This is a genomic window from Pseudomonas sp. yb_2 (genome assembly GCF_043103905.1).
In the GTDB taxonomy this organism is placed as follows: Bacteria; Pseudomonadota; Gammaproteobacteria; order Pseudomonadales; family Pseudomonadaceae; genus Aquipseudomonas; species Aquipseudomonas alloputida.
On the sequence record NZ_JBICKH010000028.1, the window covers coordinates 22,589 to 42,874 of the forward strand.

Sequence of the window (20,286 nt, forward strand, 5' to 3'; positions counted from 1 at the left end):
GGATGAAAACCCGCGATCGTATCCTTGAATGCGCCCTGCAGTTGTTCAACCAGCAGGGCGAACCCAACGTATCCACCCTGGAAATTGCCAACGAACTCGGCATCAGCCCAGGCAACCTGTACTACCACTTCCATGGCAAGGAGCCCTTGGTTCTGGGCTTGTTCGAGCGTTTTGAAGAAGCGTTGATGCCGTTGCTGGACCCACCGCTGGAGGTGCGGCTGGACGCAGAGGATTACTGGCTGTTTCTGCACTTGATCGTCGAGCGCATGGCTCAGTACCGCTTCCTGTTCCAGGACCTGTCCAACCTGACCGGGCGCCTGCCCAAACTCGCCCGAGGCATGCGCAGCCTGATCAATGCAATCAAACGCACGCTGGCGGCGCTGTTGGCCAGCCTCAAGAGCCAGGGGCTGGTAGAAAGTGATACCCAGGCGCTGGGGCAACTGGTCGAGCAGATCACACTGACGCTGATGTTCTCGCTGGATTACCAGCGTGTGCTGGGGCGCGAGGGGGATGTGGGGATCGTGGTGTATCAGGTGATGATGCTGGTGGCGCCGCATCTGCAGGCCCAGGCCCGGGCGGCGGCGGAGCAGCTGGCAGTGAAGTACCTGGAGGGGTAGGCCTGCTGGAGATGTAGTGTTGCAGCCGACGCATTCGCGGGTAAACCCGCTCCTACAAGGTTTGGCGCATCTTGTAGGAGCGGGTTTACCCGCGAAGAAGGCGACGCGGTATCAGATCAGGGTACCGGTGCCAGTCGGTGCCGACGGCGTGCTGCTGGCCGGGGTGGCGGCAGTTGCCGGTGCTGTGGTCGCTGCAGGCGCAGCGCTGGCAGCTGGTGCTGCTGGTTTGGCCGCTGCCGGTTTGGCTGGAGCTTTCTTCACCGCAGGTTTCTTGGCTGCCGCAGGTTTGGCCGCTGCAGGCTTGGCTGCTGGCTTAGCTGCAGGTTTTTCCGCTGCGGTTTTGGCTGCGGGTTTGGCCGCTGCGGTTTTGCCAGCAGGTTTGGCCGCCGCCGTTTTCGCCGCAGGCTTGGCTGCTGCCTTGGCCAGTGGCTTGGCCGCAGCCTTGCTTGCAGCCGGCTTGGTTGCTGCAGCGCGCGACGAAATCGGCGTAACCGAAGCACCGGTCAGCTTCTCGATCTGCTTGGTCAGGCTGTCCACCTGCTGGTGCAGTGCCTTGATCTCGTTGCGGCTCGGCACGCCAAGGCGCGAGATGGCGCTGTTAAGGCGCTTGTCGAAGGCTTCTTCAAGTTCGCTCCACTTGCCCAGCGCACGGTCCTTCACGCCCGACACCCGCGAAGTGGTCGAAGACTTGGCAGTCTCGGCAACATCTTCAGCCGTCTTTTTCGCCTGCTTCTCGGCCTTCTCGCCATCCTTCACCAGCGAGTCGAACAGCTTCGGGCCGTCCTGGTCGATCTTCGAATAGATACCCAGCCCCGCCAGCCAGATCTTGCGGGAGTATTTCTCGATCCCGCCGACCCAGGAGCTGCCTTCTTTTTCGGTGTTCTTCTTGCCAGCCATCCTGCTCTCCTTATGGTTTGTGCGCGACGCGCTCAAGCAGCTCATGCAACTGTTCAAGCTTGATCGACAACGCCTCAACGTCATGTTTAGACGGAATACCCAGGCGATTCAAGGCGCGACCGACCCGTGCGTCGAAAGCTTTTTCGATCTTGTCGAGTTGAATTTCTACCTTGCCGCGTACGCGGCTCACTTCTTCACCGACTTCGTCAAGCTGGTGGTTGGCCGCATCGAGCTCTTTGTCGATGCGCTTCTTGCCGCGCGTCTCGACACTTTCACCCGCCCTGACCAGCTCTTTGAAGTAGTCAGAGCCTTCCTGACCCACGCGGGCGTAGGCGCCGATACCGGCCAGCCAGATCTTGCGCGCATAGCCGCGCACCTCGCCAAGCGTGCCCAGGGCTTCGTCTTTTTTCTTCACAATCACTTTGGCCATGCTGTGTACCTCATGCTCATGAGTGGTGGAAAACCGCCCATGGAGGCTGGGCTTGAGCATTAAGGTAGGGAAGAAAATTAGAAACCTCACCCTAAGGTCGTCGTTGTCGCATCTATATACCGCAAGCCCCGTTGACCACAGCGCTAGCGTCGCAGGCTTCACCTCACGGACATCGACGCCATGACTGCTGTAGCAAACCCACCCAGGCTGACGTTCAAGCAAAGCGTGGCAGCCTGTTTCTCCAAACGACCCAGCCTGAGGGACGTCTTATCAAAAGAAGCATTTCAGGTTTTCAGCGACCGGTATCCATGGTTGCACCGCAACCACCCTCACATCACATCGCTCGATCCTTTCGTCATCCTGCATGAACCGGCCAGCACAGGTGATCTCCCAGGTCAGAGCGGGCTGCTGGACGAGCTTCTCAGGCATTTTCTGGCCAAGGAACGTGTGCAACTAAGCGCCGCAGACAAGCTGAGCATCAGCCCACCCCATGTGTTTCAAATTCAGGAGCAAGGCCCGGACAACATCCGCCAACCCGAAATCATGCCGGACCTGTCGAAGCTCAACGATGACTTCGATACAGTGCTTGGCGTGTTGATACCCGCCTTCCAGCAAGCCCAGATCGGCTTCTGGAACGGGCTCGACGAAGACAGCCAAGTCTCGCGCATGCTCTGGCTGGAGCACACCATCAAGGCTGCATTGCTCGAGAACCTCCCTCGCCAAGGCCTGGCAGATGATGCAAAAGCTGCAATGTACGCCCTGCTCGACGGGGTACACGACAGCCTGGCTGTCGAGGCGATACAAGTCACGCTCGGAACGGATGGCGGGGCACACACCGTTACCCTACCGGATCTATTGCTCATCACCACAAGTGGCAACCGCAACCTGGTTCTGCAATGCAAGCCCTGCGGTTCGGTTCGTCGCCATGTCGACCTGCCCAGCTTTGCCACTGCGCTGCAACGGCAGCTAGCGCAACGCTATCGCTTCGAGGCGTTGTCCTGGGCGCACAGACCGGTGATCGGACAGCCTTTCGCCTTCCAGGCCAGGCAGCTGCTGAACGATATCCTTGACGACATCGGACGCCTGCGTCTTGGTGGCCTGGCAACCGTCGACGAGCTGGAGCGACAACTGCGCCAGGTAAGCGACCCGTCAGCTTACTTCTTCGACCTGCCTTCGCAGGAACGAACTGCGCCCGCTGTCAGCCCACCGCGATGGCTGCTCAATGCCAGCGCTGAGGACCGCTACGCCTATCACACGGCACTGCTCGATCTGGCGGCGAACCAAGGTCGGTCGAAGGGCTGCACATCGCTGGGCGATGTCGAAGATATCCGTGATTACGCCGCTCGCCGCTTGCGTGAGACCCTGCAGACCAGCTATCCAGACAAGGCAGTACACGACCCGAACGATGTGCACATCCGCATTTCCCAAGCCATCATCGGCGCCGGCACACAAGGGCAGTCACTGTTCTTGCGCACGGTGCCCCTGACCGACTTGGCAGTTTCACGCCTGCGGCTGGAGGCTGGCGAGGTGATGAGCGGGATGAATTTCGAGGACGGCTCGCCTGTGACCGACTGGCTGAGCATCGACCAGATCAGGGGCCTGATTCATCAGGTCGACATCGGCGGTCACTACCCCTCCTACCTGAAGGACCAAGTCAACACCCAACCGCGCAGGGCCGAGCGAATCCGACAGCATGCCAGGGAATGGCGTTACGCCCTTCGGTTCAGCACCCTGAAAGCCAAGATCGAGCAACAGCTTGGCGAAACGGCAAGCCAGGCAATTCTCAGGTTCTGCCAGCGCATGTCCAATGGCGTGGACCTTCTGCGCATCGCCCCCCTGGCGTTTCTTTGCGCACCTGGCGCTTCGGCAAGCGATGTGGCGCACGGGATGTTCATTATCGAAATACCGGCAAGCGGCAGCTGGGTCTTGTACCGCCCCTTCTATGCCGACAGGGCGTTGCAGGAATTTCCGACCCTCGAATTGCTGATGGACGCAATCCGCAACAGGGGCGAACTGCAAGAGAGCGTATTGGCCTGGCTCGACGATGACGCACGCCCGATTTACCAGAACGACGGGTTCAAGCACCCGCACTTGCACCCGAACATTACAGCGCTGACGCACTTGCTCAATGTGCCGGTCGAGCTACTGGACGGCCTTTTGCAACGCCTCAGACGCCCGGTCCAGGTCTCGTTCGAGGCGTGGACGGAAGATCTGGACACCCACCTGTTCAACGCGCGTATCGAGACCATGTTATTGGCCTCAGCCAGCAACAGCGTCTCCAATGCCCAGGAAGTGCGGGCTTTGGTGAAGGAGGCTGCGTGGGCGATCTTCAATACCGTCACCCAACTTTGGCATGGCCCGATGACCACGCTGGTGTGGCTGGTGGTGGCGCTGTCGGCAGCCAAGGAAGACGTGGAGGCGCTGATCAAGCGCAGCGGTGACAACAAGATCGTCGCAGCCATAGACCTGATCACCAACCTGGCCTTGCTCCTTGCCCACCGCCCTGCAACGCCACCCACCAACAGCGAAGAGGCCGCTACGCTCCGTTTTTCAGGCCCTGCGCCGAAGGAAGATTCCCCGCCGCCAGCGCTCGAGCAGCCACAGGAGAAACCCTGGCAGGCCCCCGTCGAGCCGCCGCCGCCCAGGATCATGCGGGTAAATGCCTGGCGTGAGGAGCAGAGCCTGAGCAAGCTGTCGCCCCAGGTGCGTCAGTCAATGGCCCAATTGCAGGCTTCGCAGCCGCTGGAAGGGCACGTGCCACTGGCTAAGGGCCGTCTGCGGGGGCTGTACAGCATCGCCGACCGGTACTACGTCAAGCTCGGCGATGACGCCTATGAGGTCATCGAGACCTGGAACGGCATGCAGATCATCGGGCCCGAGCCGAGCAGCAGCGAATGGGTGTCGCAATGGAATGGCGACCCGGACGGTTACCACATCGTGGGTCGTGAACGGCAAAAAGGGCCATGGCTTACGCGCTGGCATGAACAATGGACTTTGAACGTGAGCCTCTTTGGCGGCATGCCAAAGGACAGGCACACCATCAACGCTGAAAACCGCCAACGGTTCGACACGTTGAGTGCAACCGCCACGGCGAATCAACAAATGCTTAATCAGATGGCGCCACTGATGGAACGCAGCCAAGTGCAACTGCAGGCTTATGACGACCTCGCTCTGGAGTACAGCATGGCTATCGACGCACTGCCTGCACATGAGCGCGCTTCACCGCCGCCAGCATTGCAGGTTCAGAGGCAAGCACTCAAAGCCCAACGCCTGCGCCATTTGCCGGAAATCCGGGCATCCGCGCTCTACCTGGAACGGCAGAGCACGCTGCTGCATGGAAACATTGAAGTATTCAAGGAGATGGCCGAACCCAGGTTCAGCAAATTCGACACCCGAGCCCCGAACCGACGCCGATACGGCAATTGGTACGGTGCAGCCATCGAAAACGACATGCTGCTGTGCCGCCGCTTGCTGGAGCAGGTCGACCACCAGGCGCTGAGTGCACAGTCCATCGGGCTGCCCCGCGTTCCAGAGACTGCCGAGCAGATTCAGCAATACCTCGATTATCGCGAACGGGTCCGCGATTCCAGCCAGGCCAGCCGCCGCCTGCTTGTCGTCAGCCAGCGGCTGGATCGGATCCTGGCGGAAACACTGCAGGACCCCAAGATCGATTTTCCCAATAAAGCCACGAAACTAGCCAAGACCATTGAACGCAGGACGTATTCGACACTGGTCATTCGGGCCCAGCTGCTCAGTGACCTGGCCTACCTCGCCGTGGACAAGACCCGCCTCACTGCGGACACGGCCGAGGATTTGCTTGCGATGCGCGCGCCGCTCAGCGGCATCGAATTCAGCCGCACAATATGGAGCCACGACGGGCTGGCAGCCACCGAAGAGACGGCCCAGGTCAAAGCCGAACTGCTTGAGGATATCCTTCAGAAATACCGTAACGTGCTGGATCGCGCCCAATACATGAGGACACTGGACTCGCCTGCGCTGGTCGCTGACGTGCTGGACGAATACATACGCGAACTGTCCAGCATTACCCAGATCACGGAGCAGCAACTGAGCGCGACCCTGACCAACCTCGACAGCGGCATCAGTCCCCCCTCGCCAGCGCCCTACCATCGCCCCGCAACGATCAGGCGCCGGGTCATCCGCGTTGACCGAGGTCGACCGCTGCTGGTGGAAATCGACCAAATGGGCAACCGGGCCATCCAGCGCAGTGCATTCAACCAGGAGCCTGCGGGCAGTTTCGCGCAACGCGACGGGGTGTGGCATGCCGTGCCTGAGCAAGCGCGGCCGGCCCCGCGCGACCGGGCACAGCTTCGCCAGCGAGCAAACCGCCTGCTGGCAGAGGTGGATGGAAAAATCGCCTTCGCCGCTCACTATGCCGATGAGCCCAACAGCCTGAGCGACTTTCTGGAATGGCCGGCCGGTGACATGCGCGAAGTCCAGCAGCAACTGACCGAGCTGAACAACCCACTGGATTCCAGCTTGGTCGACCTCCTTCGGGCTGCGGTAGACCGCATCCATCAAGAGAGGCTTCGGCTGCTCACCGACGCGTATCTGAACACCCGCCATCCCGACGGCAAGGCCCTTCGCTTCCTGGCTGAGCAGAAGCGGATTCGGATAAGGCAGACCGTGATTCGCCGGCAGCTACGTCACGCCAATGATTACCTCGACGTCTACGAGATTCGCGATGTGCAAGCGCCACAGCGGGTACTGTGGGAGGCGCATTTTCACTACCCCAGCCTCGAAGCGAGGGGGCATGACTTCGTCAAGGGCCACCTCAAATTCTGGGATGCAGGTGTAAGGGGCCGAAAGGCCATGCTCGAGCAGGCCGCAGACGCACACGAGCGCATCGCGATCTACCGCGGCGATCTGCGCCTGGAGCAGGTGATTGGCATCATTCCCTTTCCGGCGGACGCGCCGCAGTAATCTGAGAGCGGCTCTGGCTCAGGCCAGGGCCTTGTCCAGCGCCCGCTCGATCTCACCCTTGATGGTGCCGCTCATCATCGACAGCATCATGCCCAGCTTCAATTCGACACGGATGCTGTCGTCGCCAATGTGCACACTGCCATTGGCGCCACTGCGCGCAACGTCCACCCGGTCACCGTTCCAGGTGGCCTTGAGGTCGTACTCACGGCTGAGCTTGTCGACCAGCGCTTCGGCCTTGGCGCGGGCGGCATCACGGCCGAGGGAGTGTTTGCGTTCGACGCTGATCTGGGTCATGCGGGCGTTCCTGAAGATGTAGACATAATGAGCATTATGCCCGCCCCTGCCGACTGGCACACCCCGCCAAGACAAATCCGCCCGTTCGCCCTAGAATGGCGGTAATTTTTTCCGGTGAAGCGATATGAACGACCAGCGCAAAGGCGACCACGCCGAACCCACCACCCATTTCGGCTACCAGGACGTGCCTGAAAGCCAGAAAGCGAAGAAAGTCGCCGAAGTGTTCCACTCGGTAGCAGCCAAGTACGACCTGATGAACGACGTGCTTTCCGGCGGCATGCACCGCCTGTGGAAGCGCTTTACCATCGAGCTGTCGGGCGTGCGCAGCGGCAACCGCGTGCTGGACATCGCCGGCGGTACCGGTGACCTGGCGGCCAAGTTCTCGCGTCTTGTCGGGCCGACCGGGCAGGTGGTGCTGGCCGACATCAACGATTCGATGCTCAAGGTTGGCCGTGACCGCCTGCTTGACCGTGGCGTGGCCGGCAACATCGAGTTCGTCCAGGCCGACGCTGAAAAGCTGCCGTTTCCGGACAACCACTTCGACTGCGTGACCATCGCTTTCGGCCTGCGCAACGTCACCCACAAGGACGCCGCCATCCGTTCGATGCTGCGCGTGCTCAAGCCCGGTGGCCGCCTGTTGATCCTGGAGTTCTCCAAGCCGACCAACAAGCTGATGTCCAAGGCCTACGACGCCTACTCGTTCGCCTTCATGCCGCTGGCTGGCAAGCTGATCACCAATGACGCCGAGAGCTACCGTTACCTCGCCGAGTCGATCCGCATGCACCCGGACCAGGAAACCCTGAAGAGCATGATGGTCGAGGCCGGCTTCGACCGCGTCACCTACCACAACATGACCAGCGGCATCGTTGCCGTGCACCGGGGGATCAAGCCCTGATGTTGCTGGCCGGGCTGCTCGCCAGCGTCGAACATGGCCTGAACCGCGTCCTGCGCCTGGACAGCACGGCCCTGCCGCGGCTGGCCGCGCTGGAAGGCAAGGTCATCGAGATCGACTGCCGCCAACCGGCCCTGCAGGTGTTCATCCTGCCCGATGAAGAGGGCCTGATGCTCGCCGCCCATTGGCAGGGCGAGGTCGACTGCCGCCTGCGCGCCCCCGCCGGTAGCCTGGCGCAACTGGCCTTGGTCAAGGACAAGACCGCTGTGCTGCACAGCCCGCAGGTCGAGCTGCACGGCGACAGCGCCGTACTGCTCGACCTGTTCGGTGTGCTGCAGGACCTGGAGCTGGACTGGGAGCACGAGCTGCAACGCTGGCTTGGCCCGGTCGCCACGGCAATGCTGGCCGGCCATATCCGCCTGCGCGCTCGCTGGACTCGCCAAGGCCTGGCACGTTTCAGCCAGAACCTGTCCGAATATCTGGCCGAAGAATCCCGTACCCTGGTCGGCAAGCGCGAGGCCGAAGCCGCCTTCAGCGAGCTCGATGCCTTGAAGCTTGATACAGAACGCCTAGAAGCGCGCCTCAGGCGCCTCTCCCGATCCCTTGATACCAGCGATAACGCATGAAGCTGCTCGCCGTCCGACGTCTTTTTCGCATCCAGCGTGTGGTGATCCGCTACCGCCTCGATGACCTGCTGTTCGACCAGCCCTTGCTGCCCTGGTGGCTGGCCAGCCTGCGCCTGTTGATGCCGTGGCGCTGGCTGCCACGCAAGCCCACCGAACTCAGCCGTGGCGCGCGCCTGCGCCTGGCACTGCAAGACCTGGGGCCGATCTTCATCAAGTTCGGCCAGCTGCTGTCCACCCGCCGCGATCTCCTGCCCCCCGACATCGCCGACGAGCTGATGCTGTTGCAGGACCGTGTGCCACCGTTCGACCCGACACAAGCCGTGGCCTTGATCGAGGAACAGCTCGGTGCGAAGGTCGGCGAGGTGTTCAGCCGCTTCGACGTCGAGCCTCTGGCCTCGGCCTCGGTGGCCCAGGTGCACGCCGCACGTCTTAAAACCGGCGAAGAGGTGGTGGTCAAGGTGGTGCGCCCGGGCCTGAAGCCGGTCATCGCCCAGGACCTGGCCTGGCTGTTCCTGATCGCCAAGGCCGCCGAACGCGCCTCGGCGGATGCCCGTCGGCTGCACCCGGTGGAAATCGTCGGCGACTACGAAAAAACCATCTACGACGAGCTCGACCTGCTGCGCGAGGCTGCCAACGCCAGCCAGCTGCGGCGCAACTTCGAAGACTCCGAGCTGATGTACGTGCCCCAGGTGTACTGGGACCTGTGCCGCCCCAAGGTGCTGGTGATGGAGCGCATCTACGGCGTACCGGTGACCGACATGGCCACCTTGGCCGACCAGCGCACCGACATGAAGCTGCTGGCCGAGCGCGGCGTGGAAGTGTTCTTCACCCAGGTGTTCCGCGACAGCTTCTTCCATGCCGACATGCACCCCGGCAACATCTTCGTCAGCACGGTCAAACCGTGGAGCCCGCAGTACATTGCCATCGACTGCGGCATCGTCGGCAGCCTCACCGCCGAGGACCAGGACTACCTGGCGCGCAACCTGTTTGCGTTCTTCAAGCGTGACTACCGCCGCGTCGCCCAGTTGCACATCGACTCGGGCTGGGTGCCGGCAAACACCAAGGTCAACGAGTTCGAAGCAGCGATTCGCACCGTGTGCGAGCCGATCTTCGAGAAACCGTTAAAAGATATTTCCTTCGGGCAGGTGCTGATGCGCCTGTTCCAGACTGCACGACGCTTCAACATGGAAGTGCAGCCACAGCTGGTATTGCTGCAGAAAACCCTGCTCAACATCGAAGGCCTGGGCCGTCAGCTGTACCCCGACCTGGACCTGTGGAGCACCGCCAAGCCGTACCTCGAACGCTGGATGCGCGACCGCTATAGCCCCAAGGCCGTGTTCGGCAACCTGCACAGCCAGGTAGAGCAACTGCCGCACCTGGCCGGCATGACCCGCGACCTGCTCGAACGCCTGTCGCAGCCTCACCTGCACGATCCACAATTGCCGGAACGGCGCCGCCAGGGCGACCGCTGGGCGCTGCGCCTGCTGGGCGCCGGCCTGCTCGGCGGTGGCGCAGTCTTGGCCGCAGGCGCTGCCGAAACCGCCAGCCTGGCCGCCCCGGCCGCCTGGCCCGCGTGGCTGATGCTGGTTGCGGGCCTTTACCTGATCGTGCGCCAATAGCCAGCCGCGCCTGTGGCTGGCACACTAGCGCAAAGGGCCCGGCACAGGAGCGGGCCCGCTTTGGAGTCGACGATGAAAGACTGGCTGGACGAGATCAAGTGGAACAGCGATGGCCTGGTACCGGCGATCGCCCAGGACCACAAGACCGGACGCGTGCTGATGATGGCCTGGATGAACCGTGAATCGCTGGCCCTGACCGCCGCCGAGCAGCGTGCCATCTACTGGTCGCGTTCGCGTGGCAAGCTGTGGCGTAAAGGCGAGGAGTCCGGGCATGTGCAAAAACTGCATGAGTTGCGCCTGGACTGTGACGCCGACGTGATCATCCTGATGGTCGAGCAACTGGGCCATATCGCCTGCCATACCGGTCGTGAAAGCTGCTTCTACCGCGTCTATGAAGACGGCCAGTGGAAAATCGTCGACCCGGTCCTGAAGGACCCGGATGCCATCTACAGCGCAGGACACTGACATGAGCGACACCCTCAACCGCCTGGCCGAAGTGCTTGAAGAACGCAAGCAAGCGGCGCCTGACAGCTCTTACGTGGCCAGCCTGTACCACAAGGGCCTGAACAAGATCCTTGAAAAGCTCGGCGAAGAGTCGGTCGAAACGATCATTGCGGCCAAGGATGCCCAGATCAGCAAGGATTACAGCGATGTCATCTACGAAACCGCCGACCTGTGGTTTCATAGCCTGGTGATGCTCAGCGCGCTGGGCCAGCATCCGCAAGCCGTGCTGGATGAACTGGAACGCCGCTTCGGGCTTTCCGGGCATGATGAAAAGGCCGCACGCCAGCCATCTGCCTGATGTTTTATCGGGGACGCCCGCTCCCACAGGCGCCGGGTTGCCGCATCGATATGCTGTACACACAATTTTCAGGAGTACGAAATGGGTATCTTTGACTGGAAACACTGGATCGTCCTGCTGGTCGTCGTGGTCCTGGTGTTCGGCACCAAGAAGCTGAAGAACTTCGGCAGCGACCTGGGCGAGTCGATCAAGGGCTTCCGCAAGGCCATGAACGAAGAAGAGACCAAGCCGACCGAGCAGACTCCGCCGCCTGCCCAGCCTGTGCCACCGGTGCAAAACACCGCGCAGCCGCAGCAAGGCCACACCATCGAAGGCCAGGCCCACCCGGTCCAAGAGCCGCAGCGGAAAGACTGACCCATGTTCGGCATCAGTTTCAGCGAGCTCCTGCTCGTCGGCCTGGTCGCCCTGCTGGTGCTCGGTCCCGAGCGCCTGCCGGGTGCCGCGCGCACGGCAGGCCTGTGGATCGGCCGGCTCAAGCGCAGCTTCAACAGCATCAAGATGGAAGTGGAGCGCGAAATTGGCGCCGACGACATCCGCCGCCAGCTGCATAACGAGCACATCCTGCAGATGGAAGAGGAAGCCAAGCGCATCCTCAACCCAATGACGCCACCCGCGAAGCCGCCGGTCACCACGGCCAGCGTGCAGCCACCTGCCGGGCTCGAAGCCAGGCCGGTCGAAGCACCTGCTGCCCCGGCCGCACCGTCTGAACCGCCTCAACCGCCTCAACCGCCGCGAGCCCCATGAGCGAGAATCCGGAACACGACCAGCCGATGCCGCTGGTTTCGCACCTGACCGAACTGCGCACCCGCCTGCTGCGCTGTGTTGCCGTCATTTTCCTGATCTTTGCCGGGCTGTTCTCCTTCGCCCAGCAGATCTACACACTGGTTTCCGCGCCACTGCGCGAGCACTTGCCGGCCAATGCAACGATGATCGCCACCGATGTGGCCTCGCCGTTCCTCACGCCGTTCAAGCTGACCATGATCGTCTCGCTGTTCCTGGCCATCCCGTTCATCCTTCAGCAGATCTGGGGGTTTATCGCGCCAGGGCTGTACCGCCATGAAAAGCGCATCGCCATTCCACTGTTGGTGTCGAGCATCTTCCTGTTCTATGCCGGTATGGCATTCGCCTATTTCCTGGTATTCCCGCTGATCTTCGGTTTCTTCGCCAGCGCTACACCAGAAGGCGTTTCGATGATGACCGACATCGCAAGCTACCTCGACTTCGTGATGACGCTGTTCTTCGCCTTTGGCGTGGCCTTCGAAATCCCAGTGGCGGTGGTGCTGCTGGTGTGGATCGGCGTGGTCGACGTGAAGTACCTGAAGAAAGTCCGCCCGTATGTGATCATCGGCTGCTTCGTGGTCGGCATGGTCCTCACCCCACCGGACATCTTCTCCCAGACCCTGCTGGCCGTGCCCATGTGGCTGCTGTTCGAGATCGGCGTGCTGTGCGGCAGCCTGATCCGCAAGCGCAGCGCCCACGACGAAACCGCCGACGACCATAACGACCAGCCACCAGCGACCCAACCGTGAACCTGTTGCTTCTTGAAGAGGCCGACTTCGTCTCGGCCAACCGCGTCGTTCTTGCTGATCGGCGCTTCACCCATATGCAGGAAATCCACCGCGTGGCAGTGGGCGACAACCTGCGCGTGGGCCGTATCAACGGCCTGATGGGCAGGGCCACGGTGCTGCGCCTGGAAAAGCACGAAGCCGAACTTGAAGTGGCCTTCGACCAGCAGCCACCGGCCAAGCTGCCGCTGACCCTGGTGCTGGCGGTGCCTCGCCCCAAAATGCTGCGACGGCTGTTCCAGACCGTAGCCACGCTGGGCGTGCCGCGGCTGATCCTGCTGAACAGCTACAAGGTCGAGAAAAGCTTCTGGCAAACGCCCTTTCTGCAGCCCGACACCATTCGCGAGAACCTGATCCTGGGCCTGGAACAGGCGCGTGACACCGTGCTGCCCGAGGTGATCATCGAAAAGCGCTTCAAGCCTTTTGTCGAAGACCGCCTGCCCACCATCGCCGCTGGCACCCTGGGCCTGGTCGGCCACCCCGGCCCTTACCCAGCCTGTCCGCGCGCCGTAGAACAAGCCGTTACCCTGGCCATCGGCCCTGAGGGTGGCTGGATCCCCTACGAGGTCGACCTGCTGGGCAAGGCAGGCCTGGCGCCGGTACAGCTGGGTGATCGCATCTTGCGGGTGGAGACCGCCGTCACCGCGCTGCTTTCGCGTATTTTCTGACACAAACACCCCTTCTTCGCCCATCAAGTTTCCCCCTCCCGGGCCGATGGCCTTGGCAACAATACAATTATTTATGCTGCCAAGCCGCCGGGGAGTCGAACATGTATCAATGGTTAGCCCAATCGCTGGGCAATGTGAGCGTCAATCGCAAACTGGGGCTGGGTTTCGGCCTGGTGCTTCTGTTGACCTTGGCGATTACCCTGACCGGCTGGCACGGCATGGACAGCATCATCGACCGTGGCGACAAACTGGGAAACATCTCGGTCATCCAGCAATACACCCAGGAATTGCGCATCGCCCGCCAGCAGTACGATCGCCGCCGCGACGACGCTTCGCTGGCAGAACTGGAAAAAGCCCTGAGCAACCTCGACCGCCAGGTGCAGCTGATGCTTGGCCAGATCGAACAACCCGCCGATCACCAACGCCTCGAACAGCAACGCGAGGCAGTGCGCATCTACCAGCAGGCATTCAACGAGCTGAAGCAGGCCGACCAACGCCGCGAAGCCAGCCGTGATGTACTGGGTAGCAGCGCCGATAAGGCCGTGGATTTGATAGGCCGCGTACAGCGTAGCCTGCTGCAAGGCGCAAACATCAACCAGTACCAGCACGCGGTGGACGTCAGCGCCCTGCTGCAACAAGCGCGTTTCCAGGTGCGTGGCTACACCTACAGCGGCAATGCCGATTACCAGCAAACGGCACTGAAGGCCATCGACCAGGCCTTGGCCGAGCTGCGTGCACTGCCGGCCAAAGTGCCAGCCGAACATGCTGCCAGCCTGGATGATGCCGCCACAGCCATGGGCGGCTACCGCGATGCGGTCACCCAGTTCGGCAATGCCCAGCTCGCCAGCGAGCAAGCGCTGCAACGCATGGTTGAACAAGGCACGGTACTGCTGCAGGCCAGCCAGATGATGACCGCTTCGCAAACCGAGGTGCGCGATGCCGCTGCCGCGCAGGCCAAAACACTGCTCACGGTTGCCACCGTGCTGGCACTGGCCCTTGGCCTGCTGGCCGCCTGGGCCATTACCCGGCAGATCATCATTCCGCTGCGCCAAACACTGCGCGCCGCAGAGCGTGTGGCCAGTGGAGACCTGACCCAGAGCCTGCAGGTACAACGCCGCGACGAACTGGGCCAATTGCAGGCCAGCATGCATCGCATGACCCAAGGTTTGCGTGAACTGATCGGCGGCATTGGCGATGGCGTGACGCAGATCGCCAGCGCTGCCGAGGAGCTGTCGGCGGTGACAGAACAGACCAGCGCCGGGGTCAACAATCAGAAGGTCGAAACCGACCAGGTGGCGACTGCGATGAACCAGATGACTGCCACCGTGCACGAAGTGGCACGCAATGCCGAACAGGCTTCGGAAGCCGCCTTGATGGCCGACCAGCAGGCCCGCGAGGGTGATCGCGTGGTGGGCGAGGCAGTGGCACAGATCGAGCGCCTGGCCAGCGAAGTGGTCAACTCCAGCGAAGCGATGAACCTGCTCAAGACCGAAAGCGACAAGATCGGCAGCGTACTCGACGTAATCAAATCGGTGGCCCAGCAAACCAACCTTCTGGCCCTCAACGCGGCAATCGAAGCCGCCCGCGCCGGTGAGGCCGGGCGTGGCTTTGCCGTGGTTGCCGACGAAGTGCGCAGCTTGGCCCAGCGCACACAGCAGTCGACCGAAGAGATCGAAGAGTTGATTGCCGGCCTGCAAAGCGGCACCCAACGGGTGGCCAGCGTGATGGACAACAGCCGCCAACTGACCGACAGCAGCGTAGAGCTGACCCGCCGCGCCGGCAGCTCGCTGGAAACCATCACCCGCACGGTGTCGTCGATCCAGGCGATGAACCAGCAGATTGCCACGGCGGCCGAGGAGCAGACGGCGGTGGCCGAAGAAATCAACCGCAGCGTGATGAATGTGCGTGATATTTCCGACCAGACCTCGGCGGCCAGTGAGGAGACGGCCAGCTCCAGCGTGGAACTGGCGCGGTTGGGTACCCATTTGCAAGGGTTGGTTGGGCGGTTCAGGCTGTGATCTGAACTAGCGGTCGCCCGGTCGGGCCTCTTCGCGGGTAAACCCGCTAATGGGCCAAGCCGGCTGGCCAATCTCCACCCGCCGTTCACCATTGCCGCCGCGAAGAGACCGGCACAGGACGAAATATATCCTACTGTTCGCGGCGAATTTTCCTACTTGATTATCAGGTCAAGTCCTACAGCTCCGCTGCCGATGGGCAGAGATGTGATGCCAGCCATGCGCCTGCATCCTTTCTCTCACTCGCTCGGAGATTCCCCATGCTTGGCTCCCTCAACCGCAAGCTCGGCAACATCAGTGTCGCCGCCAAGCTGGCCCTCGGCTTTGCCGTGGTCCTGCTGCTCACCCTGGCCACCACCATCAGCGGCTGGCGTGCCCTGGATGGTGCCATCGTGCGCTCACAGCAACTCAGCGAAATAGGCCTGATCAACGACCTGACAAAAGACCTGCGCGCGGAACGCATCACCTACCGCGTGCTCAACGACGATGCCAGCAAAGCACGCATCAGCAACATCCTCGACCAGCTCAACAGCATGCTGACCACCCTGCAGCAACGCAGCAATGTCGATGAGTCACGGCAGTTGCTGACAGAAAAAATGGCATTGTTACAGCGTCTGCGCGACAACTTCAGCGAACTGCAGCGCAGCGTCGCCAGCCGTGTAGCCCTGCGTGAAGCCCTGCAGTCACAGGAGCATGCACTCAGCGAGGCGATTGACCAACTGCAGACCCAGGCCTTGCTGAAAATGCCTGACGACAGTCAGCAAAGTGGTGTGCTGGGCCTGATGGACACCCTTAGCCGGCATGTCGAAGGTGCCAACCAGCAAAGCCTGGTTCCAGCCTACACCTTCGTCCCGGTCGAGGATTTTGCCAAAGTCGGTGATAACGCCCTGAACGCCGCCGACAGTAGCCTTGCGCAACTGCTTGAAGGCCTTGCGCCGTTGGGCTTGCCACGCGCCATCAGTGAGCAACCGGGTGTCGAGCTGAGCAAGTACCGTACCAGCCTGGATCAGTATCGCCGCGCCGCCGTACGTGTCGAGCAGTTGCAGAACAACATGGAAAACATGGGCAATGAGCTGCGAACGGTGAGCCTCGAACTGGGCAAACGCAAGGTCGAACAACGCGACAGTGAGGCCCTGGCCGCCCGGTCGCTGCTGACCAGTGTGGCGCTGCTGGCAATGGTGGTAGGGGCGCTGGCCGCGTGGCTGATCACCTTGCAGATCACCCAGCCGTTGCGCCAGACGCTGGCTGTGGCCGCCCGCATCGCCAAAGGGGACCTGAGCCAGGTCGACACCGTGCAACGTCGCGACGAAATGGGCCAGCTGCAAACCAGCATGCGCGAGATGACCTTGAGCCTGCGCGACCTGATCGGCGGCATTGATCAGGGTGTCGGCCAGCTGTCACAGGCCGCCACGCAGTTGGCGGCCAGTAGCGAAGACACCAAGCTGCGCATCAATCAGCAGCGCGAGGAAACCGACCAGGTGGCGACTGCCATGAACCAGATGAGCGCCACCGTACAGGAAGTGGCACAGAACGCCGAGCAAGCCTCCCTGGCCGCGACCAACGCTGACCAGCAGGCGCAGGTGGGTGACCAGGTAGTCTCCGAAGCCATCGGCCGTATCGAACAACTGGCCGGGCAGATGGACCATTGCCTGGCGGCCATGCAGCACCTGGCAGGCGAGAGCCAGCGGATTGGCAGCATCCTCGATGTGATCAAGTCGGTGTCTGAACAGACCAACCTGCTGGCGCTGAACGCAGCGATCGAAGCCGCACGGGCCGGTGAAGCCGGGCGCGGCTTTGCCGTGGTGGCCGATGAGGTGCGTGGCCTGGCCCAGCGCACGTCGACGGCGACCGAGGAGATCGGCCAACTGATCGACAGCCTGCACAACGGTACCGACGAAGTGACCCGCTTGCTGGACAGCAGCAAGAGCCTGACCGAACAAAGCGTGGAGCTGAGCCGCAGGGCCGGGCACGCATTGAGCCAGATCACCGACACGGTATCGAGCATTCAGGGCATGAACCAGCAGATCGCCACCGCCAGTGAGGAACAGAGCGTGGTGGCCGAGCAGATCAACCGAAGTGTGATCAATGTGCGGGATGTTTCGGATCAGACCAGTGCAGCCAGTGAGCAGACAGCCGCTTCGAGTGGGGAGCTGGAGCAGCTGGGGCAGCAGTTGCGGGGGATGGTGAGGCGGTTCAACATCTGAAACCGAGTCGCCCTCTTCGCGGGCAAGCCCGCTCCCACAGTTACAACGCAGGTTTCGGAGCAGCGCTGACCTGTGGGAGCGGGCTTGCCCGCGAAGAGGCCGGTGCGGTTACAGCACCTGGCGCAGGAAAGCCTGCGCACGCGGGTCCTTCGGCGCGGCGAAGAACGCGGCGGGAGCCGAGTCTTCCAACAACTTGCCATGGTCAAAGAACAGCACCCGGTCGGCCACTTCTCGCGCAAAGCCCATTTCATGGGTGACACAGACCATGGTCATGCCTTCCTGGGCCAGGGTCTTCATCACGTCCAGCACCTCACCGACCATTTCCGGGTCGAGCGCCGAGGTCGGCTCGTCGAACAGCATCACTTTCGGGTCCATCGCCAGGGCCCGGGCAATCGCCACCCGCTGTTGCTGGCCGCCAGACAAGCGCGACGGGTACTCGTTGGCCTTCTGCGAAATACCCACCTTCTCCAGCAACGCCCGGGCCTTGGCTTCGCGGTCAGCCTTGTTGCGCTTGCGCACCACCTTCTGCGCCAGGCACAGGTTTTCCAGCACAGTCATGTGCGGAAACAGGTTGAAGTGCTGGAACACCATGCCGACTTCGCGGCGGTAGGCATTGATGTCGGTCTTGGGGTCGGCCAGTTGCAGGCCGTCGATGGCCACATGGCCTTGGTCGAAATGCTCCAGGCCGTTGAGGCAGCGCAGGAATGTCGACTTGCCCGACCCCGACGGGCCGAGCACGACCACCACTTCGCCCTTGGCGACCTGAGTGGTGACGTTATCCACAGCCCTTACCACCTGGCCACGGGTGTCGAAGACTTTCAGCAGGTCACGGACTTCAATCACTTTGCGCAAGCCTCCGCTCGAGCCGGCTGGCGATGTGCGACAGCGGCAGGTTGATCAGCAGGTACAGGCCTGCCACGCAGAACCAGATCTCGAAAGTAGAGAACGAGGTGGTGATAGCCTCACGGCCACTCTTGGTCAGTTCGGTGATGGCGATCACCGACACCAGCGAGGTGTCCTTGACCAGGCTGATGAACTGGCCGGCCAGGGGCGGAAGCACGCGCTTGAAGGCCTGCGGCAAGATCACATGGCGCATCGACTGGCCAGCGTTCAGGCCCAGCGACCGGGCAGCCTCGTTCTGACCTTTGGCGATCGACTGCACGCCTGCACGGACGATCTCGGCCACGTAAGCACCGGTGAACAATGCCAGCGCCGCTACCCCGGCAAACTCGCGGGACAGGTTGAGCACGGTGCCGATGAAGAAGTAGAAGATGAAGATTTGCACCAGCAGCGGCGTGCCGCGCACCAGCTCGACATACACGGTCGACAGGTCGCGCAGGGTCGGGTTGTTCGACAACCGGCACAATCCGGCGAACAGGCCGATCACCAGGCCCAGCGCCCCGGACACCACCGAGATCCACAAGGTGGTCCACAGGCCCCATGCCAGCGGGCCCGCGGCCCAATGGCGGGTTACCCCGATCTGGTCGCCTTCGGCAACATCGTCGCCGCGGCTCAGTTGCAGGCTGTCCTTGTCCACATCGAGCACTTGCTCGGCACCACTTTCGTCCTTCAGCGTGACGCGGGCGTTGTCACCGGAAATGACGATTTCCTGCACAGTGCCGTAGCCGGCAGCGCGTTGTGTTTCCTCGGCCTTGTAGGCGAAGTACTGCGGTACGCGGTTCCAGCGCCACTCGTAGGAAATCATCGAGGTGGCCATGTAAAGGCTGAGCGCCAGGCCTACCAGGACCAGGGCAGTCAACCCATGCCAAGGCCACTGGGCTTTCTTGTGTTTGATCACGTGGGGTACTTCCGTAAATGCAAACGCGCAGGGTTTGCCTGCGCGTCGGGGTCATAAAGCCGGGCTTGTGGCCTGAGCCTTATTCCATTTCCTTCAGCCAGTCCTTGTTCTTGAACCACTTGTCGTGAATACGATCGTAGGTCCCGTCGTGCTTGATCTGGTGCAGGAAGTTGTTGATGAAGTTGATGCTGTCGTAGTCGCCTTTCTTCAGGCCGAAGGCCAGCGGCTCGTAGGTGAAGGGCTCGTCGAGGAACAGCAGCTTGCCTGCACCGGCTTTATCCACCGCCACCACGTTGTACGGCGCGTCATAGACAAAGGCGTCGGCCTTGCCGTTGACCACGTCCATGACGGCTTCCTGTTCGTTGTCGTAGCCGTGGTACTTGGCTTTGCTGATCAGCTTCTTGGAGACCATTTCGCCGGTGGTGCCAAGCTTGGAGGTCAGGCGGTACTTCTCGTTGTTCAGGTCCTTGTACGACTTGATCTCGCCAGCCAGCTCCTTGCGGATCAGCAGGGTCTGGCCAACCACGATGAAGGGTTCGCTGAAGTTCAGGCGCAGGTTGCGCTCCTGGGTCAGGGTCATGCCGCTGCCGATCATGTCGAACTTGTCGGTCAGCAGGGCCGGGATGATGCCGTCATAGGCGGTGGACACTGCCTCGAACTTCACGCCCATGGACTTGGCCATGGCTTTGAGGATATCGACTTCGAAGCCGATGATCTCGCCACGTTTGTTGGTCATCTGGAACGGCATGTAAGTCGGGTCCATGCCCACCCGCAGGGTGCCACGCTTGACCGCGTCGTCGATGGCGCCCGCCTGGGCCGCGGTCACGGCGACCAGGGCGGTCACACCGACCAGCAGTCGCGAAAGGTATTTCTTGATCATCACCAAGTCCCCTAGCAAGAAAAGTAGCGAATCTTATT

General features: G+C 61.9%; 19 protein-coding genes and 2 pseudogenes. 15 read left to right on the plus strand and 6 right to left on the minus strand.

Annotation, left to right across the window (positions count from 1 at the left end):
* Positions 1 to 2: 2 nt before the first annotated feature.
* Positions 3 to 617: a TetR/AcrR family transcriptional regulator gene (locus tag ACF8FB_RS06310; RefSeq protein WP_010955569.1), complete on the plus strand. Its 615-nt coding sequence runs from the start codon at positions 3 to 5 to the stop codon at positions 615 to 617.
* Between the two features lie 111 nt (positions 618 to 728).
* Here the strand turns inward: ACF8FB_RS06310 and ACF8FB_RS06315 are convergent, their stop codons facing one another.
* Both ACF8FB_RS06315 and ACF8FB_RS06320 read right to left on the minus strand, forming a co-directional pair.
* Entirely contained in the window at positions 729 to 1,514 is a 786-nt protein-coding gene (locus ACF8FB_RS06315) for a phasin family protein (protein ID WP_010955570.1), read from the minus strand.
* 10 nt (positions 1,515 to 1,524) lie between these two features.
* Positions 1,525 to 1,944, minus strand: a complete 420-nt coding sequence (locus ACF8FB_RS06320; RefSeq protein WP_020191651.1) for a phasin family protein — start codon at positions 1,942 to 1,944, stop codon at positions 1,525 to 1,527.
* A gap of 447 nt (positions 1,945 to 2,391) precedes the next feature.
* Between ACF8FB_RS06320 and ACF8FB_RS06325 the strand changes: the two genes are divergently transcribed.
* Complete coding sequence (locus ACF8FB_RS06325) at positions 2,392 to 6,885, plus strand: DUF6543 domain-containing protein (RefSeq protein ID WP_232014111.1); 4,494 nt, start codon at positions 2,392 to 2,394, stop codon at positions 6,883 to 6,885.
* A gap of 18 nt (positions 6,886 to 6,903) precedes the next feature.
* Here ACF8FB_RS06325 and ACF8FB_RS06330 read toward each other — a convergent pair whose 3' ends face one another.
* Positions 6,904 to 7,179, minus strand: coding sequence for a polyhydroxyalkanoic acid system family protein (locus tag ACF8FB_RS06330; protein WP_003249289.1), 276 nt, complete (start codon positions 7,177 to 7,179; stop codon positions 6,904 to 6,906).
* 124 nt (positions 7,180 to 7,303) lie between these two features.
* On the opposite strand from ACF8FB_RS06330, the gene ubiE reads away from it, so the two are divergent.
* The 13 genes and pseudogenes from ubiE to ACF8FB_RS06395 all read left to right on the plus strand — a co-directional run bounded on the left by ubiE (position 7,304) and on the right by ACF8FB_RS06395 (position 17,570).
* Entirely contained in the window at positions 7,304 to 8,074 is a 771-nt protein-coding gene (gene ubiE / locus ACF8FB_RS06335) for a bifunctional demethylmenaquinone methyltransferase/2-methoxy-6-polyprenyl-1,4-benzoquinol methylase UbiE (RefSeq protein ID WP_004576729.1), read from the plus strand.
* Positions 8,074 to 8,697, plus strand: a complete 624-nt coding sequence (locus ACF8FB_RS06340; RefSeq protein ID WP_350298488.1) for an SCP2 sterol-binding domain-containing protein — start codon at positions 8,074 to 8,076, stop codon at positions 8,695 to 8,697. Before ubiE ends, ACF8FB_RS06340 begins: the two co-directional genes overlap by 1 nt.
* Complete coding sequence (gene ubiB, locus ACF8FB_RS06345; protein WP_392511130.1) at positions 8,694 to 10,316, plus strand: ubiquinone biosynthesis regulatory protein kinase UbiB; 1,623 nt, start codon at positions 8,694 to 8,696, stop codon at positions 10,314 to 10,316. The genes ACF8FB_RS06340 and ubiB overlap by 4 nt, the downstream gene beginning before the upstream one ends.
* Positions 10,317 to 10,388: 72 nt before the next feature.
* Positions 10,389 to 10,781, plus strand: coding sequence for a phosphoribosyl-AMP cyclohydrolase (gene hisI, locus ACF8FB_RS06350; RefSeq protein ID WP_003249284.1), 393 nt, complete (start codon positions 10,389 to 10,391; stop codon positions 10,779 to 10,781).
* Position 10,782: 1 nt separating this feature from the next.
* Positions 10,783 to 11,118, plus strand: a complete 336-nt coding sequence (locus ACF8FB_RS06355; RefSeq protein WP_003249283.1) for a phosphoribosyl-ATP diphosphatase — start codon at positions 10,783 to 10,785, stop codon at positions 11,116 to 11,118.
* A gap of 81 nt (positions 11,119 to 11,199) precedes the next feature.
* A complete protein-coding gene (locus ACF8FB_RS06360) occupies positions 11,200 to 11,472 on the plus strand; it encodes a twin-arginine translocase TatA/TatE family subunit (RefSeq protein WP_014860359.1) in 273 nt (90 codons plus the stop codon).
* Positions 11,473 to 11,475: 3 nt separating this feature from the next.
* On the plus strand, positions 11,476 to 11,862 hold the full coding sequence (gene tatB, locus ACF8FB_RS06365) for a Sec-independent protein translocase protein TatB (protein ID WP_014754683.1): 387 nt from the start codon (positions 11,476 to 11,478) through the stop codon (positions 11,860 to 11,862).
* Complete coding sequence (tatC, locus tag ACF8FB_RS06370; RefSeq protein ID WP_010955577.1) at positions 11,859 to 12,647, plus strand: twin-arginine translocase subunit TatC; 789 nt, start codon at positions 11,859 to 11,861, stop codon at positions 12,645 to 12,647. The genes tatB and tatC overlap by 4 nt, the downstream gene beginning before the upstream one ends.
* Positions 12,644 to 13,351, plus strand: a complete 708-nt coding sequence (locus tag ACF8FB_RS06375) for a 16S rRNA (uracil(1498)-N(3))-methyltransferase (RefSeq protein WP_010955578.1) — start codon at positions 12,644 to 12,646, stop codon at positions 13,349 to 13,351. Before tatC ends, ACF8FB_RS06375 begins: the two co-directional genes overlap by 4 nt.
* A 218-nt stretch (positions 13,352 to 13,569) precedes the next feature.
* Positions 13,570 to 14,514 (plus strand): annotated as a pseudogene (locus ACF8FB_RS06380) (methyl-accepting chemotaxis protein); the annotation flags it as partial.
* 141 nt (positions 14,515 to 14,655) lie between these two features.
* Positions 14,656 to 15,369 carry a methyl-accepting chemotaxis protein gene (locus ACF8FB_RS06385; protein ID WP_371928153.1) on the plus strand — a complete coding sequence of 238 codons (714 nt, stop codon included), beginning with the start codon at positions 14,656 to 14,658 and terminating at the stop codon, positions 15,367 to 15,369.
* Positions 15,370 to 15,626: 257 nt separating this feature from the next.
* Positions 15,627 to 16,667 (plus strand): annotated as a pseudogene (locus tag ACF8FB_RS06390) (methyl-accepting chemotaxis protein); the annotation flags it as partial.
* 198 nt (positions 16,668 to 16,865) lie between these two features.
* A complete protein-coding gene (locus ACF8FB_RS06395; protein WP_392509470.1) occupies positions 16,866 to 17,570 on the plus strand; it encodes a methyl-accepting chemotaxis protein in 705 nt (234 codons plus the stop codon).
* A 108-nt stretch (positions 17,571 to 17,678) separates the two neighbouring features.
* Here the strand turns inward: ACF8FB_RS06395 and ACF8FB_RS06400 are convergent, their stop codons facing one another.
* From ACF8FB_RS06400 to ACF8FB_RS06410, 3 genes are all read right to left on the minus strand, one after another.
* Positions 17,679 to 18,413 (minus strand): amino acid ABC transporter ATP-binding protein, encoded by a 735-nt coding sequence (locus tag ACF8FB_RS06400; protein ID WP_010955581.1) that lies wholly within the window; start codon positions 18,411 to 18,413, stop codon positions 17,679 to 17,681.
* On the minus strand, positions 18,406 to 19,368 hold the full coding sequence (locus ACF8FB_RS06405; RefSeq protein ID WP_010955582.1) for an amino acid ABC transporter permease: 963 nt from the start codon (positions 19,366 to 19,368) through the stop codon (positions 18,406 to 18,408). The genes ACF8FB_RS06400 and ACF8FB_RS06405 overlap by 8 nt, the downstream gene beginning before the upstream one ends.
* A gap of 79 nt (positions 19,369 to 19,447) precedes the next feature.
* Positions 19,448 to 20,245, minus strand: a complete 798-nt coding sequence (locus ACF8FB_RS06410; protein WP_026031986.1) for a transporter substrate-binding domain-containing protein — start codon at positions 20,243 to 20,245, stop codon at positions 19,448 to 19,450.
* Positions 20,246 to 20,286: the final 41 nt, after the last annotated feature.

What these genes read in the sequence shown, in the direction of transcription:
- ACF8FB_RS06330 (WP_003249289.1), bottom strand. Translation starts at nt 7,179, where the DNA reads ATGACCCAGATCAGCGTCGAACGCAAACACTCCCTCGGCCGTGATGCC.
- ACF8FB_RS06395 (WP_392509470.1), top strand. Translation starts at nt 16,866, where the DNA reads ATGAGCGCCACCGTACAGGAAGTGGCACAGAACGCCGAGCAAGCCTCC.
- ubiE (WP_004576729.1), top strand. Translation starts at nt 7,304, where the DNA reads ATGAACGACCAGCGCAAAGGCGACCACGCCGAACCCACCACCCATTTC.
- ACF8FB_RS06340 (WP_350298488.1), top strand. Translation starts at nt 8,074, where the DNA reads ATGTTGCTGGCCGGGCTGCTCGCCAGCGTCGAACATGGCCTGAACCGC.
- hisI (WP_003249284.1), top strand. Translation starts at nt 10,389, where the DNA reads ATGAAAGACTGGCTGGACGAGATCAAGTGGAACAGCGATGGCCTGGTA.
- ubiB (WP_392511130.1), top strand. Translation starts at nt 8,694, where the DNA reads ATGAAGCTGCTCGCCGTCCGACGTCTTTTTCGCATCCAGCGTGTGGTG.
- tatC (WP_010955577.1), top strand. Translation starts at nt 11,859, where the DNA reads ATGAGCGAGAATCCGGAACACGACCAGCCGATGCCGCTGGTTTCGCAC.
- ACF8FB_RS06310 (WP_010955569.1), top strand. Translation starts at nt 3, where the DNA reads ATGAAAACCCGCGATCGTATCCTTGAATGCGCCCTGCAGTTGTTCAAC.
- ACF8FB_RS06385 (WP_371928153.1), top strand. Translation starts at nt 14,656, where the DNA reads ATGAACCAGATGACTGCCACCGTGCACGAAGTGGCACGCAATGCCGAA.
- ACF8FB_RS06320 (WP_020191651.1), bottom strand. Translation starts at nt 1,944, where the DNA reads ATGGCCAAAGTGATTGTGAAGAAAAAAGACGAAGCCCTGGGCACGCTT.
- ACF8FB_RS06360 (WP_014860359.1), top strand. Translation starts at nt 11,200, where the DNA reads ATGGGTATCTTTGACTGGAAACACTGGATCGTCCTGCTGGTCGTCGTG.
- ACF8FB_RS06355 (WP_003249283.1), top strand. Translation starts at nt 10,783, where the DNA reads ATGAGCGACACCCTCAACCGCCTGGCCGAAGTGCTTGAAGAACGCAAG.
- ACF8FB_RS06315 (WP_010955570.1), bottom strand. Translation starts at nt 1,514, where the DNA reads ATGGCTGGCAAGAAGAACACCGAAAAAGAAGGCAGCTCCTGGGTCGGC.
- tatB (WP_014754683.1), top strand. Translation starts at nt 11,476, where the DNA reads ATGTTCGGCATCAGTTTCAGCGAGCTCCTGCTCGTCGGCCTGGTCGCC.